Origin of the sequence: Kribbella sp. NPDC051586 (genome assembly GCF_044453965.1) — a bacterium.
In the GTDB taxonomy this organism is placed as follows: domain Bacteria; phylum Actinomycetota; class Actinomycetes; order Propionibacteriales; family Kribbellaceae; genus Kribbella.
Genome location: NZ_JBITDF010000002.1, coordinates 1,265,099 through 1,281,563, shown reverse-complemented (window position 1 = coordinate 1,281,563; position 16,465 = coordinate 1,265,099). Strand labels below are relative to the sequence as shown.

The following is a 16,465-nucleotide window of genomic DNA, read 5'->3' as shown; positions in this document are numbered from 1 at the left end:
ACGGGCCAACTGGGGAAGGCGGCAGCGGGCGGCGAGGGGACGCAGCTGCCGCGGCCGGCGAGGAAGGTGACGGCCGCGCGACGCGTGGGAGAAAGTGCACGTCGCGGGCTGCTCACGAGAGAAGGTACGGGCCGCGGGTTGCCTGAGGGGAAGGTGAAGGCCGCGGGCTGGCTAGGAGAAGGTGAGGACCGTCGGCTGCATACGAGGAGGCCGCGTGGCGTCTACGAGAAGGTGACGCCAGCGGTGGGGAGAGTGTTTTCGGGCTGGTCGCCGAGAGACCATGCGGCTACGCGGGAGACGACGTGGGCTGGGACCGCGTCGGCTACTCCTGGGACGGCGGGGATGTCGTAGGTGCCGTGCGCATCGTGGGGGAGGACGACGCGATACCCGCGTGCGAGAGCAGTGCGAGCCGTCGCGTGGACGCACATCTCCGACATCACCCCGCAGATGGCAAGGGATCGTACGCCGGCCGAGACCAGGATCTCCCCGAGCGGTGTCGCGTCGAATCCGTCATCTCGAGGCTTCCGCAGCACGTGCTCGCGAGGCCCGGGCTTTACCGGAAGGTACAGCTCCCATCCCGGCGTCTCCGGCTCGTCGTCGGCGCCAGGCGGACCGTCGTTCTGCAGGTGTACGACGACCGCTCCGGCTTGACGCGCCCGGTCCAGCAACTCACCCACCCGCTCCAGGAGCCGATCCGCGCCCGGCACAGGTCCTTCACCCGAGACGAATGCCGTCTGCATGTCCACCACGATCAGTCCATCGACCGCCGGTACTGAATGCGTCATCTCGCCCCGCTCCTCGGCAATACGGTCCGAGCAGTCTAGGTCGGCCCGCTGTGGCCGAGTCGAAATCGCACCGGCCCGGCGCGACCCCGGAGGCGCTGGGTGCAGTGTGCTGACGGGTGCGGACGGCCGGTGCAAGGTTGTCTGGCTGGCCCTCGACGTCGACCGCCAGCCGCGGCCGATCGACCTCGAGCCATACCCGACTGCCCGGCCCTGCGGAGCCGCAGTGTCTGGTGCAGGTGATCTGGTGGTGACCCGGGTCTGCTGGACGCCGTCGGGGGCGTGGTCTGTGGGCTGTCGCGGGGTGTGACCTGTACGCGTCGCGGGCTGTGGCTGAATGCAGTCGGGGGCGACCTGGGGCGACCTGGGCGGGATGGTTGGGGTGGTTGTCGGTGGGGCGTGAGAGGGTGAGGTTGTGGCTGCTCGTAGGGGTTCTGCGCCGAAGCTTGGTGATGTGTTGCTGGTGACAGGGGCCGAGTCGTTTCTGGCGGATCGGGCGGTGCGGTCGGCGATCGCGGCGGTGTCGAAGGGCGGTTCCGAGATCGAGGTGACGGACGCCGACGCGGCCATGCTGGATGTCGGGGTGTTCGCCGAGCTGACCGGGCCGTCGTTGTTCGCGAGCGAGCGGGTGCTGGTGATGCGCTCACTGGAAAACCTGCCCAGCGAGATGGTGCCGCACCTGCTCGAGTACGCCGGGTCGCCGTCGGACGACGTGCTCGCCGTCCTGGTCCATTCAGGCGGCCAGAAGGGGAAGGGCGTCCTCGACAAGCTGCGGAAGGCATCCGTCAACGAGGTCGTCGCGACGGCGCCGAAGACCTGGGAGCTGCCGCAGTTCGTGGCGGGGGAGATCCGGCTGCACGGCGGGACGGTTGACGAGGGGGCGGCGTCGGCGCTGGTCGACGCGGTCGGGCACGACCTGCGGGCGCTCGCTGGGGCGTGTTCGCAGCTGGTGTCGGACTCTGGCGGCCAGGCGGTGACGGCTGAGCTGATCGGGCAGTACTTCGGTGGGCGCGCGGAGGTCACGAGCTTTGCCGTCGCCGATGCGGCGATCGCGGGGCGGACCGAGCCGGCGCTGGAGCAGCTGCGATGGGCGCTGGATTGTGGAGTCGCCCCGGTGCTCGTGACGAGCGCGATGGCGGGTGGGCTGCGCGGCCTGGCGAAGTACGCGAGCGCGCCGAGCGGGATGCGTGAGGCGGATCTCGCGCGCGAGGTCGGCGTACCGCCGTGGAAGCTGAAGCAGCTCAAGCAGCAGGCCCGCGGGTGGACACCCGGCGGGCTCGCGACCGCGATCAAGGCCGTCGCCCAGGCCGACGCCGACGTCAAGGGCGCCTCCGGCGACGCCGGCTACGCGCTCGAGCGGATGGTCCTCACCATCACCCGCTCCCACGGCCGTCGCTGACTGGCTGGTTCCGGGTACGCAAAAACGATCGGCCGGTCGTTGGGGACGGGCCGATCGTTCGGTGGCCGCGCGTCAGGCGCGCGGCCCGGGCCTCAGAGGGAGGCGGCCTTCTTGAAGAGAGCCGACTTCCGGTTGGCAGCCTGGTTGGCGTGGATGACGCCCTTGCTGACGGCCTTGTCGAGCAGGCGGCCGGCCTTGCGGGCCGTCTCCTGGGCCTTCTCGGCCTCGCCGGCGTCGACGGCCTCGTGGAAGCGGCGAACAGCCGTCTTGAGGGTCGACTTCACCGACTTGTTGCGAAGTCGCGCAGCCTCGTTCTGGCGGTTGCGCTTGATCTGGGACTTGATGTTCGCCACGAAGAAGAGCCTCGATCAGGTGTGTGCGGTCAATACGGAAGGTGTCGCGGCGCACGGCTAGACACCGCCCGTGGGCGCGCGAAGAGCCAGATTACCAACAAGCCGACCCCAGCTCCAAACTCACTCCTGGTGCAGGACGGCCTCGGCCGTGGATTTCAGCCGGATCAGAGTGGTGTGGATGCCGTCCGCGTTCCGCGGAGCGCGGTCCCCGAAGACCGGGCGGAAGAGGCCCTTGAGCACCCTGGGGCGGCGGTCGGTCCAGGATTCGGTCACCGAGCAGCCCGTCCCGATCGGGGTGAAGTCGTACTCCCAGAGCGAGATCGGGATCGGGCCGAAGTGGATGGAGAAGGCGAACCGGCGGCCCGGCTCGGCGGCCACCACGCGGCCGAAGGTGAACCAGCGCACGACACCGGCCCGGTTGTGGCCGACGAAACGCTCCCCGACGACCGACCAGGTGACCCGGGTGCACTCCGGGCTCCACTCGCGCATCCGAGGTAGATCGCTGACCAATGAATAGAGCGTCGCGGGGGAGGCGGCAACCGAGACGGACTCGGTCAGATCGGGCATCTCGTTTCCCTTGCTGTCGGCATCGGCCTGCTGAAGCGAGCGTGACACTGTCGGCGGCTGACGGCATACTCAGGGCCCCGCGAGCCAACGCTCCACCATCGCGCCGCCCAGCCCTGGAGGATCTCCGTGACCCGCAAACGCCAGGCGATCGTCGTCGCCTCAGCGCTGATCGCCGCAACCGCCGGCATACCGCTGCTGGTGAACGCCGCCAGTGCCAGCCAGCCGACGAGCCAACCGGCAAACCAGCTGGCCGGCCAGCCGACGACAGAGTCGACGACCCGGACCGCCGACCCCGGCGTCAAGCGCTCCGAGACCGGCTCGTACATCGTCCAGCTCGACGATTCGCCGGTGGCCGAGTACGACGGCGACATCGCCGGCCTCGCCGCCACGAAGGTCGCGCCCGGCGGCAAGCTCCTGAAGACCGCCGCCCCGGTGATCGACTACGTCAAGCACCTCACCAGCGAGCGCGACGAGCTCCTGAGCAGAGCCAAGATCACCAAGCTGTACGACTACAACTACACGTACGCCGGCTTCTCCGCCGCGATGTCGTACGACGACGCGGTCAAGCTGGCCAGGTCGTCCGGGGTGAAGAGCGTCGAGCCGAGCGAGATCGAGCACGCGGACACCGTCGACACCCCGCGGTTCCTCGGCCTGGCCGGCAAGGGCGGTGCGTGGCAGCAGGCGGGCGGCGTCGACAAGGCCGGCGACGGCGTCATCATCGGCATGATCGACTCCGGGTACACCCCGGAGCGGCCGAGCTTCGCGCCGATGAAGACCACCAAGCAGTCCGACGCGATCGTCGCGAAGAAGTGGAAGGGCACCTGCCAGGCCGGCGAGGAAGCGCCCGTCACCTGCAACAACAAGGTGATCGGCGCCCGGTACTTCGACAAGGGCATCGGCACCCGTCCGATCCCGGAGGAGTACAAGTCGCCCCGTGACTACGGCGGCCACGGCACGCACACCGCGAGCACCGCGGCAGGCAACTACGGCGTCGAGATGAGCGTCATGGGTCGCGACTACGGCAAGGGCTCCGGGATGGCGCCACACGCCCGCCTCGCGATCTACAAGGCCCTGTGGGCGGTCGACGCGACCGGTGGCGGCAGCGGTACGGACGCCGACATCGTGGCCGCGATCGACGCAGCGGTCGCGGACGGCGTCGATGTCGTCAACTACTCGATCTCCGGCAGCGGCTCGTCGTACGTGAATGCCACTGGCCTCGCCTTCCTGCGGGCCGCTAAGGCTGGCGTGTTCGTCGCGACCAGCGCCGGCAACACCGGTCCGGGCGAGGCGACCGTCGGCAAGACGTACCCGTGGGTGACATCGGTTGCCAACGGCACCCATGACCGCGACATCCAGACCACGGTGACGCTCGGGAACGGGAAGTCGTACACGGGCGCGGGCATCGGCGCCGGCGTGCCACGAACGTCGGTGATCCTGGCCAAGGATGCAGGCCTCGCGGACGCCGACCCGGCCAACCTCACGCTCTGCCAGGCCGGCACGCTCGACCCCGCGAAGGTCAAGGGCAAGATCGTGGTCTGCGACCGTGGCGTGAACGCCCGCGTCGACAAGAGCCTGCAGGTGAAGAACGCAGGCGGCGTCGGCATGATCCTGCTGAACATCACCCCGGGCACGCTGGACTCCGACCTGCACCCGGTCCCGACCGTCCACCTCGACGACACCAAGGCCGCCGAGGTCAAGGCCTATGTCAGCGGGACCACCGATCCCACCGCGACCATCAGCCCCGGTACGCCGGTCCGCGTGACCGCACCGTTGGTCGCCGCCTCGTCCAGTCGCGGCCCGTCCCCGGCAGGCGGCGGCGACCTGCTCAAGCCGGACATCATGGCCCCCGGCACGAACGTCCTGGCCGCGACGACCGCGTTCAGTGCGGCCGGTGGCGAGTACGCGTTCATGAGCGGTACGTCGATGTCCACGCCTCACATCTCGGGCATCGCCGCCGTACTGAAGGCCAAGCACCCGGCCTGGTCCCCGATGGCGATCAAGTCCGCGATGATGACGACCGCCACCGACAAGGACACCAACGACAGGCCGATCAAGAACGACTCCGGCTCGCAGGCCAACCCGTTCGGGTACGGCGCCGGCCTCGTGCAGCCGCGCGACGGGATCGACCCGGGCCTGGTCTACGACTCGACGTACACCGACTGGACGAAGTTCGTCTGCGGGTCCGGTCAGGTCCCGGCCACGCATGAGCTGTGCGCCAACGGCAAGATCGACCTGAGCGACCTCAACTACCCGACGATCGCGATCGGCGACCTGGCCGGCAAGCAGACCGTGACCCGGACCGTGACGAACGTCGGCAAGCTGCCCGAGGTCTACTTCCCGAAGGTCGAGGGCCTGAAGGGTCTCAAGGTGACCGTGTCGCCGCGGATCCTGGTCACGCTGCCCGGCCGCAGTGCGACGTACAAGGTGACGCTCGAGAACAACGGCGCCCCGCTCGAGCAGTACTCGTTCGGCCGCCTGATCTGGAAGTCCACGAAGCACTCCGTGGCCAGCACGCTGGCGATCAAGCCGCTGACGGTCAAGACGCCGACGCAGGTCAACGGCACCGGGACGAGTGGCTCGATCGAGGTCCCGGTGACGGCCGGGTACGCCGGGACGCTCACCACGACCGCGCTCGGCCTTACGCGGGCCACGGTCGGCGAGGCCGCGCTGAAGAACCCGGGCGGCGTGGCGTTCCCGACCACCGCCCCGAAGGCCAACGACCACGTCGCGAAGTTCACGGTCGAGGTCCCAGCCGGTACGACGCACGCCAGGTTCTCCACGTTCGACGCGGACTATCCGGCGGGCACTGATCTGGATGTGTTCGCCTACCAGGCCGGGACGACCACCCTGCTCGGCAGCAGCACAGGTGGTTCGGCAGAGGAGGAGGTCAACCTCCCACGGCCGGCAGGTGGCCAGGTGGACGTGTACGTCGACCTGTACGCCGGAGCGAACGAGCAGACCGTCAAGCTCAACCACTGGGAGCTACAGAAGGCCGCAGGCAACCTAACGGCCACACCGGCCACCCAACAGGTGCAGGTGGCCGGTGCGGCGAATGTGACTGCTAACTGGACTGGACTAACTGCCGGCACTAGGTGGCTGGGTCAGCTGCGCTTCACCGACGGCGCAGACGGCTCAGGCTCAACCATCGTCCGAGTAGACAGCTAGGGCTGCACCTGGCGAATCGTCGCGTCGGGCTTGACGATCGCGACCTGCTTGCACTCGCCGGTCGCGACGGAGCACCGGAAGAGCTTCTGGGCCGCACCCGCCTCGTCGACCACGATCACATTGTCCTGGTCCTCGAAGACCCCGTCTTCGAACCACTTCGTGCCGGCCGGCAGCCTCAGCTTCGTGGCCTTCCCGGTGGCGATGTCGACCGCGACCCCGATGGTGTTGATGGTCATCGTCGAGCCGTCGGGTGACACTGTCACGTACGGTGCGGCCGTCAGTGACTTGAAGCAATACTCACGCTTCACGTCGAGGCCCTTGGCGCCGAGCGTGGCGGCCACGATGCAGGTCTTCCCGCCCTTGTAGGTGATCTGCGCCATCGTGCCGGTGGTGCGGGTCATTTCCAACCGGTCGCTGAACGACCCGACCGTCCGGACGTCCTTCGACCCAGGCTGCCACACCTTCACCGGCACAGCGTCCGGAGAGTGCTCGTGCATCCAGATGCCGTCCTTGTTCCAGCCCATGAGGTCGAGGTTCGGGATCTTGACGGTGAGGCTCGACACCTCCTTGCCGGTCCTGATGTCGACGACCACGACCCGATTCTCGGCCCGGCCGTACTTCGAGACCGCGACGGCGATCTGGCGCCCGTCGGGGGAGACCCAGGGCTGGTCGGCGCCGAGCGGTCCGATCGGCCGGACCTTGCCGCTCGGCGAGATGACGACGATCTGGGACTTGTCCGGATCGGGGTAGCCGGTGGTGGCGAGCCAGCCGCCCTCGGTCCGCGCGACGACATTGCCCTTCAGACCGGGGTTCTTGACGGTCTGAGCGCCGTCGTGCAGGACATACCACCAGGTGTCCAGCGGGTTGTCTGGGTTGCTGTTCGGGTCGGTGATCGCGTAGGGGATCCGGGGCGCTCCGGTCGAGACCGGGCCTGCGGCAGGCAGGCCGGCCACGGCCGGCTGGTCGGGCTTGGACAGGCCGTGCAGGTACGGCACTGCCAGGGTCAGTACCGCCGCGATGCCGGCGGCGGCGACTGCCATCGGCACCCAGCGACGGCGGGTGGACGTGCCGGTGCTGTCCAGCTCCAGGCCGGGTCCGTGGGCGGAGTCAGGCACGGTGTCGGCCTTGGTGTGGAGGTAGTCGCGGAGGCGGGTCTCGGTGTCGGTCATCGGAGTTCCTCGAGTTTCTTGGTGAGAGCCGTCAGGCCGCGCGACGCGGTTGCCCTGGCGGTGGAGGCGCTGATGCCGAGGAGCTCGGCGATCTCGTCGAACGGGAGGTCGAGGTAGTAGCGCAGGACGAGCACCTCGCGGGGGCGGGTGGACAGCCCCTGCAGCGCCCGTCGTACCTCCTCGCGTTCCTCTCCGAGGACGGCGGTGCTCTCCGCGGAGTCCTGTGGCGCCTGGTGCGGCGGGGTGTAGAGGCGGGCCACCCGGCGGCGCCGCAGCACGGACCGGCTCGCGTTGAGCACGGTCGAACGCAGGTACCCGAGCGCCTTGTCGGAGTCCTTGAGCGGCCATCGCCGGTACAGCTGGGCGAACGCCTCCTGGACTATGTCTTCGGCTGTCTGTCGGTCATCGATCACCAGGACGGCCAGGCGCACGAGACCGCGCCACTCCCGGCCGTACAGCGCTGTCACGGCGTCACGTGCCTCGTCGCCGGCCGCCACCTGGTGAGGATGCTGCTCGATACTCACCACTAGATTCGTCACACCCTGAGAGACGTCCGGCTGCCGGGAACGCTGCATCAGAGCCGCTGGCGGACCCAGTTGAGGTGGACGAGGGCGCTCTCCCGCTGCCATGACCTCATAGTGGGGATCCCAGGGGGCGCCGGCTGCGCCGAACCCCACCACAGCCCGCCCCCGACGGCCGCGATGAACCCGGTGATCGCCTCGTCGGCGGGCAGGTCAGGCAGCACGACCGATCCGCGCATGTCCGCCTGCAGGATGACTGTGTCGGTCCAGCGGGGTGCCAGCCCCGGATGCGCCCAGTCGATGAACACCACTCGGTCGTCGGTCAGGATGATGTTGTCCGCCCGCAGGTCGTAATGCGCCAGCGCCTTGCCCTCGGCCAGCGCGCGGAGCCCCTTCTGCGCCAGCTCGGCGAACTCCTCGACCCGGCCCTCCATCCAGGACGGTACGGCGAGACCGTCCTCCAGCACGTTGTTCCAGCGGCTCAGGAAGTCGTGGCTCCGGACGGCGACCACAGGTGCATCCGGCCACGGTGACGGGTCCAGCGCATCGGTGAGCTCGGCAACAGCGTCCAGGACCCGGTCCGCGTCGGCCTGCTCCCACGGATGATCAGGCAGTCGCCCGGAGATGTCCTCGAACAGCATGCCGACCCAGTCCCCGTCGTCGTACACGTCGTACAGCTGCGGCGCCATCGGGAGCGGGCCGATGGCCTGCATGGCGGTGATCTCCATGCGGAACAGCTCCGGCGTCTTGGGGTTCAGCGACGGACCGACGGCCTTGACGAAGGCGCGGCTGCCCGAGGCGGTCACCAGGCGGGCGGCGACGCCGGGGGAGAAGCCGCCCTGCTGCGTGGCAGCCGACATCACAGCCGAGCCGAGCGTGCGCTCGACCCAGGCCCGGACCGGCGAGGGCATCTTCTCGTAGGGCAACCTGACCCCAGCAGCGTGCGCCATGCGTCACAACGCTATCGGGGTCACGCCAGCGATTTTTCGAATCTGCTGGACCCGCATGGGATGATTGACCGGATATCACCCAAGACCAGAACTGGATCCCCTCCGTGCCCGTTGGCCCCACGAATGTGCCGCAGCCGGGTCGTACCGACCCGACGCTGATCCGGAACTTCTGCATCATCGCCCACATCGACCACGGCAAGTCGACGCTGGCCGATCGGATGCTGCAGATCACCGGAGTGGTCGACGACCGCTCGATGCGGGCGCAGTACCTCGACCGGATGGACATCGAGCGCGAGCGCGGCATCACGATCAAGTCCCAGGCGGTCCGGCTCCCGTTCGCACCCGGGCCGGACTCCCCGGGCGGCTTGCTCGCCCCGGACGGTACGACGTACATCCTGAACATGATCGACACGCCGGGGCACGTGGACTTCACCTACGAGGTGTCCCGCTCGCTCGAGGCGTGTGAGGGTGCGGTCCTGCTGGTCGACGCGGCGCAGGGGATCGAGGCGCAGACCCTGGCGAACCTCTACCTCGCACTGGGCGCGGACCTGCACATCATCCCGGTGCTGAACAAGATCGACCTGCCCAGCGCCCAGCCGGAGAAGTACGCCGCGGAGCTGGCCCACATCATCGGCTGCGACCCGTCCGACGTGCTCCGGGTGTCGGCCAAGACCGGTGAGGGCGTCGAGGAGCTGCTGAGCGAGATCGTCGCGCAGGTCGAGCCGCCGAAGGGTGTCAAGGACGCGCCGCCGCGGGCACTGATCTTCGACTCGGTCTACGACACGTACCGCGGCGTGGTCACCTACGTCCGGGTGGTCGACGGCGAGCTGGTCCACCGCGACCGGATCAAGATGATGTCGACCGGCGCGGTGCACGAGATGCTCGAGGTCGGCGTGATCTCGCCCGAGCCGATGAAGACGCAGAGTATCGGTGTGGGTGAGGTCGGTTACCTGATCACCGGTGTGAAGGACGTCCGCCAGTCCCGCGTCGGTGACACCGTCACGTCGTCGGTGCACGGCGCGACCGAGGCCCTCGGCGGCTACAAGCACCCCCAGCCGATGGTGTACTCCGGGCTGTTCCCGATCGACGGCGACGACTACCCGACGCTGCGGGACGCCCTGGAGCGCCTGCAGCTGAACGACGCCGCCCTGCAGTACGAGCCGGAGACCTCGGGCGCGCTCGGGTTCGGCTTCCGCTGCGGGTTCCTCGGGCTGCTGCACATGGAGATCGTCCGGGAGCGGCTCGAGCGCGAGTTCGACCTGGACCTGATCTCGACCGCGCCGAACGTGGTCTACCGGGTCGAGATGGAGGACGGCAAGGAGTATGTCGTCACCAACCCGAGCGAGTTCCCCGAAGGCAAGATCGCCGACATCTACGAGCCGGTCGTCCGCGCGACGATCCTGAGCCCGAAGGACTTCATCGGCGTCATCATGGAGCTCTGCCAGTCCAAGCGGGGCAACCTGCTCGGGATGGAGTACCTGTCCGAGGACCGGGTCGAGCTGCGCTACACGCTGCCGCTGGCCGAGATCGTGTTCGACTTCTTCGACCAGCTGAAGTCCAAGACCAAGGGCTACGCATCGCTGGACTACGAGCCGACCGGTGAGCAGGCGGCGGAGCTGGTCAAGGTCGACATCCTGCTGCAGGGCGAGACGGTGGACGCGTTCTCCGCGATCGTGCACCGCGACAACGCCTACGGGTACGGCGTCGCGCTGGCAGGCAAGCTGAAGGAGCTGATCCCGCGCCAGCAGTTCGAGGTGCCGATCCAGGCCGCGATCGGGTCCCGGATCATCGCCCGCGAGTCGATCCGCGCGATGCGCAAGGACGTGCTGGCCAAGTGCTACGGCGGTGACATCACCCGTAAGCGCAAGCTGCTCGAGAAGCAGAAGGAAGGCAAGAAGCGGATGAAGATGGTCGGCCGGGTCGAGGTCCCGCAAGAGGCCTTCATCGCCGCCCTCCGCACCTCCGAGCCCGCCGAGAAGGCAGGCAAGAAGTAGTGCTCCGCCGGAAGCCCGTCCGCTAGTGCCGGTCGAGATCCCGCCCGGCCTGCTCGCCGTCGCCACCCGCGGGCAGGACTGGGCGGACTGGCTCGATCGGCTGCCGCGGCTGATGCGCGATCTCCTCGACGACTGGGACCTGCGCGTCGACGGTGCGGCGGCGTACGGGAACTGCGCGATCGTCGTGCCGGTGCTTGCCGAGGGCAAGCGTGCCGTGCTGAAGGTGCAGTTCCCGCACTGGGAGGCCGAGACCGAGCACCTGGCCCTGCGTACCTGGGCCGGCAACGGCGCCGTCCAGCTGCTGCGGGCGGATCCGCGCCGGTTCGCCTTGCTGCTCGAGCGGTTGGAGTCGCGGGACCTGACCACGATCGATGCACTCGACGCGTGCGAGATCGTTGGCAACACCTACAAGCGGCTGCATGTCGCCGCGGGTCCGCAGTACCGGATGCTGTCGGCGGAGCTGAAACGCTGGGTCGAGGGCTTCCGGAGGTTGCCGCCCTCGGCGCCGGTCCCGCACCGGTACGTCGAGCAGGCGATCTCGCTCTCGGAGGACTTCATCGCCGACCCGGCCACCGACGGCCGGCTGATCCACACCGACCTGCACTACGAGAACATGCTGGCCGGGGAGCGCGAGCCGTGGCTGGTGATCGACCCGAAGCCGCTGTCCGGTGACCCGCACTTCGACGTCGCGCCCCTGATCTGGAACCGGTGGGACGAGGTGGCGGCCGCTCGTGACCTGCGATTCGCGGTCCGGCAACGGTTCTACACCGCGGTCGACGCCGCCGGCCTGGACGAGGACCGGGCCCGCGACTGGGTCGTCGTCCGGCAGATGCTCAACGTCCTGGGCACCCTGGAGAACACCGACGGCACGCTGCCGCAGGACTGGCTCACCCGCAACATCGCGATCGTCAAGGCGATCCAGTGATCTAGCAGACACTAGGTTGTAGTTAGTAGTTACTACCTACTAACTTCGCGGTATGCGGATGACTGGGAAGGAGCGGCGCGGGCAGATCCTCGGGATCGCCGAGGAGGAGTTCGCGACCGCCGGGTTGTACGGCGCGTCGACCGAGACGATCGCCCGGCGGGCGGGGATCACGCAGGCGTACGTGTTCCGCCTGTTCGGGACCAAGAAGCAGCTGTTCCTGGCCTGCGTGGATGCCGCGTTCGGGCGGATGGCGCTGGCGATGCTGGCCGCCGCGGGCGGGTCGACCGGGATCGAGGCGCTGACGGCGATGGGGCAGGAGTACAACGAGATGCTCGCCGATCGCACGACGCTGCTGCTGCAGCTCCAGGGCACCGCGGCGGCAGCGGCCGGCGACGGCGAGGTGCGCGATGCCGTCCGCGCCAGTTTCGCGCGGTTGTGGCAGGCCGTTGCCGACACGGCTCAACTGGATCCGGTCACGATCAAGTCGTTCCTTGCCTTCGGCATGCTTCTCAACACCAACGCCGCGCTCGACCTGCCGCAGGTCGACGAGCCGTGGTCCCACCAGGCCAGGACCCGGATCAAACCGGGCCTTTTCCTGCACATCACCACGGAGACGAACCAATGACCACCGCGACCAGGCATGCCCCTTCGCCGGGGCTGCTGGCGGGGTTCCTGGTGTCCGTCGGCCTGGCCGGCGCTGTGATCGGCAGCCTCGGCGCACCCCTGATCACGGCGGTCGCCGAGGAGTACGACGTCTCGCTCGCGGCCTCGCAGTGGACGTTGACGATCGCGTTGCTCGCGGGGGCCGTCGCGACGCCGGTGTTCGGACGGCTCGGGGCGGGGCCCCGGCGGCGTACTGTCATCCTCGGGATGCTCGGGGCCGAGGTCGTCGGCAGTCTGCTGACAGTCCTCCCGCTGCCGTTCGCGTTCCTGCTGATCGGCCGCGCGTTGCAGGGATCCGGACTCGGGCTGGTGGTCTTGATGATGGCCGTCGCGCGGGATCATCTCGACGAGCAGCGGGCCGCGCGGACGATCGCATTGCTGTCGGTCGCCTCGACGGCGGGTATCGGGATCGGCTACCCGTTGTCCGGTCTGCTCACCGACCTCGCCGGCGTGCGTACGGCGTACGGGCTCGGCCTCGTGATCACCGCAGCTGCCTTCATCGCCGCGGTGTTCGCGCTCCCGCAGGCCCCGGACCGCCCGGCGTCCCGGCTCGATGTCCGCGGCGCGATCCTGCTGGCGATCGCCTTGCCCGCGCTGCTCCTCGTCATCGGCGAGACCAGCCTCTGGCGGCAGCACGCCGGATTCGCGATCGGCATCCTCGCGGCGGCGATCCTGCTGCTGATCGGGTGGACAGTGCTCGAGACCAGGACCGAGAAGCCGTTGGTCGACGTACGCCTCCTCCGTCACCCCGCGGTCGCCGCCGCCAACCTGGTGATGCTGACCGGCGGCGTCGGGATGTACCTGCTCTTCAGCCTGATCACCCGCTACGTGCAAACCCCTGCGGAGGCCGGCTACGGGTTCGGCCTGAACACCTTCGAGGCCGGTCTGGTCCTCGTCCCGTTCTCGATCCTCGGCTTCGCCGCCGGCCGTCTCGTCCCCGGCTGGCGGGACCGGCTCGGCGCCCGATGGTTGCTGGCAGCAAGTACTGCGGTCGTCCTCGCCGCGTTCCTACTCTTCGCGGTCGCCCGCTCACACCTGGTCGAACCGATCCTCGCGATCGGCATCCTCGGGTTCGGCGTCGGCGCGTTCTCCGCTGCCATGCCCGCCGTCATCCTCGCCGTCACCCCGGCCGCGGAGACCGCCAGCGCGATGAGTGTGAACGCCGTCGTACGCAGCGTCGGCTTCTCCACCGGCAGCGCCCTCGGCGGACTCATCCTCGCCGCGCACACCACCGGCGTCTTCCCGCGCGAGTCCGGGTACGGCGCGGCCGCGTGGATCGGGGTCGCCGCGACGGCCGCGACGGTGGTGATCATCGCCATACTCCCGCTCAAGCGCGGATAATCCAGTGGATCCGGCACGGTGCGCGGGGGAGGATGCCGGTATGCGGTTGCTGACGGTCAACGTGGTGGAGAAGCTGATTCCGGGTCCTAAGGAGACGGGACTGACCGCCATTGACAAGCGACCGCAGCCCGGCCGGATCCGGGTCGGTGAGCTCGGCCTGGCCGGCGACCGCGTCTGCGACACCGAGAACCACGGCGGCCCGGACCTCGCGCTGTACGCGTACGCCGAGGAAGACGCGAACTGGTGGGCCGCCCAACTGGATCGCGACATCCCGACCGGCTTGTTCGGTGAGAACCTCCGTACCAAAGGGCTCGACGTCAACGGCGCGCTGCTCGGCGAGGTCTGGCGGATCGGCGACGAGGTCGAGGTGATGGTCCGCGCACCCCGCATCCCGTGCATCACCTTCCAGCACCGCATGCAGGAGCCGCACTGGGTCAAGCGCTTCCACCAGGCAGGCCGGCCCGGCGCGTACCTGAAGGTCCTCAAAACCGGCACGATCGGTGCCGGTGACCCGATCGAGATCGTCAGCCGGCCGGACCACGAGGTGACCGTCGCGCTGATGTTCACCGAGCAGGAGCCCGCCAAGATGCAGCGGATGCTCGACTCCGGTGTCGACCTGATGGACGAACTTCGCGAGGTCGCGCACCGCGTGCTGGCGCGGTCGTGAAGGGCCTGCTGCCGGAGCCCGGACCGCTGCGCCCGCTAGCTCTCGCCACGCTGCTCAGCCGCGTCGGCAACGGGTTGCTGATGACGGTCAGCGTCCTGTACTTCAACCGGATCGTCGGCCTGTCGATCGCGCAGGTCGGCCTCGGTCTGACCATCGCGGGGCTGTTCGGCCTGCTGTCCGCCGTACCGCTCGGGCATCTGGCGGATCGGCGGGGACCGCGCGGTCTGTTCGTCGTCCTGAGCCTGATGGTGTGCGGCATGTCGCTGCTCTACCTGCTGGTGCAGAACTTCTGGCAGTTCCTTGTCGTGAGCATCGTGTTGACGATGATCGACCGCGGCGCGGGTGCCGTCCGGGCCGCGCTGATCGCCGCGGTGACCGTCGGCGCGGGCCGGGTCGCCGCCCGTGCGTACCTGCGGGCCATCACGAACATCGGCATCATGGCCGGCGCCGCGGTCGGCGCCTTCGCGCTGCATTTCGACACCGCCACGGCGTACCGCGTGATGTTCGTCCTCGATGCGGTGCTGAGCAGCATCGCGGCCTTCGTCGTACTGGCGATTCCGCGAGTGGCGCCGCAATCTCGCGACGACGACGGCCCGGTGTGGATCGCGCTGCGCGACCGTGGCTACCTCGCGGTCGCGGCGCTGAACGCGGGCATGAGCATCCACTTCGCCGTCCTCGACGTCGCGATCCCGCTCTGGGTGGTCGACCACACCAACGCGCCGCGCTGGACGGTCGCGTTGCTGCTGATCATCAACACCGTCGTGGTCTCGCTGTTCCAGGTGCGGTCGTCGCGTGGCATCGCGGATCCCACTACGGCCGCTCGCGCCACCCGCACCGCCGGGTTGTTGCTGCTGGCATCGATGGTGCTGCTGGCCGGCGCCAACTGGGGCAACGCGCTGATCGCGGTCGCGCTCCTTGCCGCGGGCGCGCTGGTCCAGGTGATCGCGGAGTTGATGCAGTCCTCGGGCTCGTTCCTGCTCAGCTTCGACATGGCACCAAACCACGCGCAGGGACAGTACCAAGGCGTGTGGAACACGAGCATGTCGATCAGCACCATGCTCGCGCCGACGGTCCTGGCCCTGCTGCCGCTCGGGCTCGGCGTTCCCGGCTGGATCATCCTCGGCGCGTGGTTCGCGCTGACCGGCGCGCTGTTCGTCCCGGTTGTGCGGTGGGCGGAGAGCCGCCGTCCCGCACCAGTTGCGGCCTAGTTCGTCGGTTCGCGGTAGCCGAGGGCGGCGGAGATCTTGCGGGCGGCCTCGATCGCGGCCGGCGCCATCAACGCGACCTGGGCGATCGACTGCTCCAGCGACAAGGTGGAGATGCTGACGGCGGCTACGGCGGCGCCGGTGTGGTCGTGGATGACGGCGGCCACGCAGCGGATGCCGGGCTCGTTCTCCTCGTCGTCGAGCGCATAGCCGCGGGACCGGACCTGCGCGAGATCGGTCTTGAGCGCGGTCGCGGTGGTGTGCGTGAGCGGCGTACGGGCGGGCAGACCGGTTCGCGTGATGTGGACGTCGAGGGACTCTTCGTCCTTCTCGGCGAGCAGGGCCTTGCCGATCCCGGTGCAGTGCAGCCAGATCGCCTTGCCGACGCGCGACGGCATCCGGTACGGCTTCGGGCCGTCGAGGCGGGCGACGTAGATCGCTTCGTCGCCGTTCAGCAGCCCGACGTGCACGGTGCAGCGCGTCTGTGCGACGAGGTCCGCGAGTACGGGGCGAGCGACCGTGGCCAGATCGACATTGGTCAGCGCATGGCCGGCCAGCCGCAGCGCCTTCGGACCCGGGTGGTACGACCCGTCGTCGGCCTGGGTGACGAACTCGTGCTCGACCAGCGACGCCATGATCCGGTGCACTGTCGACTTGGCCAGACCGGTCGCGTTCACCACGTCGGTGAACCGCGAGTGCTCCAGCACGGCGTCGAGCACCATCAACGTCTTGTCGATGGCCGAGGGCGAACTCATGTCGCTCAT

Annotated in this window: 15 protein-coding genes; 8 read left to right on the top strand and 7 right to left on the bottom strand. The window is 69.0% G+C overall.

What is annotated here, in order from left to right; all coding sequences use genetic code 11:
- Nucleotides 1–221: 221 nt before the first annotated feature.
- Complete coding sequence (locus ACIA58_RS16425) at nt 222–785, bottom strand: isochorismatase family protein (protein ID WP_396404482.1); 564 nt, start codon at nt 783–785, stop codon at nt 222–224.
- Between the two features lie 460 nt (nt 786–1,245).
- Here ACIA58_RS16425 and holA point away from each other — a divergent pair, with 460 nt between their 5' ends.
- Complete coding sequence (gene holA / locus ACIA58_RS16420; RefSeq protein WP_396404481.1) at nt 1,246–2,181, top strand: DNA polymerase III subunit delta; 936 nt, start codon at nt 1,246–1,248, stop codon at nt 2,179–2,181.
- 92 nt (nt 2,182–2,273) lie between these two features.
- Here the strand turns inward: holA and rpsT are convergent, their stop codons facing one another.
- Both rpsT and ACIA58_RS16410 read right to left on the bottom strand, forming a co-directional pair.
- Complete coding sequence (rpsT, locus tag ACIA58_RS16415; RefSeq protein ID WP_396404480.1) at nt 2,274–2,534, bottom strand: 30S ribosomal protein S20; 261 nt, start codon at nt 2,532–2,534, stop codon at nt 2,274–2,276.
- Nucleotides 2,535–2,654: 120 nt separating this feature from the next.
- Nucleotides 2,655–3,101 (bottom strand): SRPBCC family protein, encoded by a 447-nt coding sequence (locus tag ACIA58_RS16410; protein WP_396404479.1) that lies wholly within the window; start codon nt 3,099–3,101, stop codon nt 2,655–2,657.
- Nucleotides 3,102–3,227: 126 nt separating this feature from the next.
- Here ACIA58_RS16410 and ACIA58_RS16405 point away from each other — a divergent pair, with 126 nt between their 5' ends.
- The gene (locus tag ACIA58_RS16405; RefSeq protein WP_396404478.1) at nt 3,228–6,266 is read left to right on the top strand and encodes a S8 family serine peptidase; all 3,039 of its coding nucleotides are present in this window, start codon (nt 3,228–3,230) and stop codon (nt 6,264–6,266) included.
- On the opposite strand, the gene ACIA58_RS16400 is transcribed toward ACIA58_RS16405, so the two are convergent.
- From ACIA58_RS16400 to ACIA58_RS16390, 3 genes are read right to left on the bottom strand one after another with little or no spacing between them, the layout of a single operon-like run.
- Complete coding sequence (locus ACIA58_RS16400) at nt 6,263–7,435, bottom strand: hypothetical protein (protein ID WP_396404477.1); 1,173 nt, start codon at nt 7,433–7,435, stop codon at nt 6,263–6,265. The two genes, ACIA58_RS16405 and ACIA58_RS16400, sit on opposite strands and share 4 nt — an antisense overlap.
- Entirely contained in the window at nt 7,432–7,959 is a 528-nt protein-coding gene (locus ACIA58_RS16395) for an RNA polymerase sigma factor (protein WP_396404476.1), read from the bottom strand. The genes ACIA58_RS16400 and ACIA58_RS16395 overlap by 4 nt, the downstream gene beginning before the upstream one ends.
- A 50-nt stretch (nt 7,960–8,009) precedes the next feature.
- Complete coding sequence (locus ACIA58_RS16390) at nt 8,010–8,906, bottom strand: hypothetical protein (RefSeq protein WP_396404475.1); 897 nt, start codon at nt 8,904–8,906, stop codon at nt 8,010–8,012.
- Nucleotides 8,907–9,010: 104 nt separating this feature from the next.
- Between ACIA58_RS16390 and lepA the strand changes: the two genes are divergently transcribed.
- The 6 genes from lepA to ACIA58_RS16360 are packed head-to-tail and all read left to right on the top strand — an operon-like array spanning nt 9,011 to nt 15,704.
- Nucleotides 9,011–10,900, top strand: coding sequence for a translation elongation factor 4 (gene lepA, locus ACIA58_RS16385; RefSeq protein ID WP_396404474.1), 1,890 nt, complete (start codon nt 9,011–9,013; stop codon nt 10,898–10,900).
- Between the two features lie 25 nt (nt 10,901–10,925).
- Complete coding sequence (locus ACIA58_RS16380) at nt 10,926–11,825, top strand: aminoglycoside phosphotransferase family protein (protein WP_396404473.1); 900 nt, start codon at nt 10,926–10,928, stop codon at nt 11,823–11,825.
- Between the two features lie 52 nt (nt 11,826–11,877).
- Entirely contained in the window at nt 11,878–12,450 is a 573-nt protein-coding gene (locus tag ACIA58_RS16375; RefSeq protein ID WP_396404472.1) for a TetR/AcrR family transcriptional regulator, read from the top strand.
- On the top strand, nt 12,447–13,829 hold the full coding sequence (locus tag ACIA58_RS16370) for an MFS transporter (RefSeq protein WP_396404471.1): 1,383 nt from the start codon (nt 12,447–12,449) through the stop codon (nt 13,827–13,829). Before ACIA58_RS16375 ends, ACIA58_RS16370 begins: the two co-directional genes overlap by 4 nt.
- A 40-nt stretch (nt 13,830–13,869) precedes the next feature.
- Nucleotides 13,870–14,496 carry an MOSC domain-containing protein gene (locus ACIA58_RS16365; protein WP_396404470.1) on the top strand — a complete coding sequence of 209 codons (627 nt, stop codon included), beginning with the start codon at nt 13,870–13,872 and terminating at the stop codon, nt 14,494–14,496.
- Nucleotides 14,493–15,704, top strand: coding sequence for an MFS transporter (locus ACIA58_RS16360; RefSeq protein ID WP_396404469.1), 1,212 nt, complete (start codon nt 14,493–14,495; stop codon nt 15,702–15,704). Before ACIA58_RS16365 ends, ACIA58_RS16360 begins: the two co-directional genes overlap by 4 nt.
- Here the strand turns inward: ACIA58_RS16360 and ACIA58_RS16355 are convergent.
- Entirely contained in the window at nt 15,701–16,456 is a 756-nt protein-coding gene (locus tag ACIA58_RS16355) for an IclR family transcriptional regulator (RefSeq protein ID WP_396404468.1), read from the bottom strand. The genes ACIA58_RS16360 and ACIA58_RS16355 overlap by 4 nt on opposite strands.
- Between the last annotated feature and the right edge of the window lie 9 nt (nt 16,457–16,465).

What these genes read in the sequence shown, in the direction of transcription:
- ACIA58_RS16425 (WP_396404482.1), bottom strand. Translation starts at nt 785, where the DNA reads ATGACGCATTCAGTACCGGCGGTCGATGGACTGATCGTGGTGGACATG.
- ACIA58_RS16410 (WP_396404479.1), bottom strand. Translation starts at nt 3,101, where the DNA reads ATGCCCGATCTGACCGAGTCCGTCTCGGTTGCCGCCTCCCCCGCGACG.
- ACIA58_RS16400 (WP_396404477.1), bottom strand. Translation starts at nt 7,435, where the DNA reads ATGACCGACACCGAGACCCGCCTCCGCGACTACCTCCACACCAAGGCC.
- ACIA58_RS16390 (WP_396404475.1), bottom strand. Translation starts at nt 8,906, where the DNA reads ATGGCGCACGCTGCTGGGGTCAGGTTGCCCTACGAGAAGATGCCCTCG.
- ACIA58_RS16375 (WP_396404472.1), top strand. Translation starts at nt 11,878, where the DNA reads ATGCGGATGACTGGGAAGGAGCGGCGCGGGCAGATCCTCGGGATCGCC.
- ACIA58_RS16370 (WP_396404471.1), top strand. Translation starts at nt 12,447, where the DNA reads ATGACCACCGCGACCAGGCATGCCCCTTCGCCGGGGCTGCTGGCGGGG.
- ACIA58_RS16365 (WP_396404470.1), top strand. Translation starts at nt 13,870, where the DNA reads ATGCGGTTGCTGACGGTCAACGTGGTGGAGAAGCTGATTCCGGGTCCT.
- ACIA58_RS16355 (WP_396404468.1), bottom strand. Translation starts at nt 16,456, where the DNA reads ATGAGTTCGCCCTCGGCCATCGACAAGACGTTGATGGTGCTCGACGCC.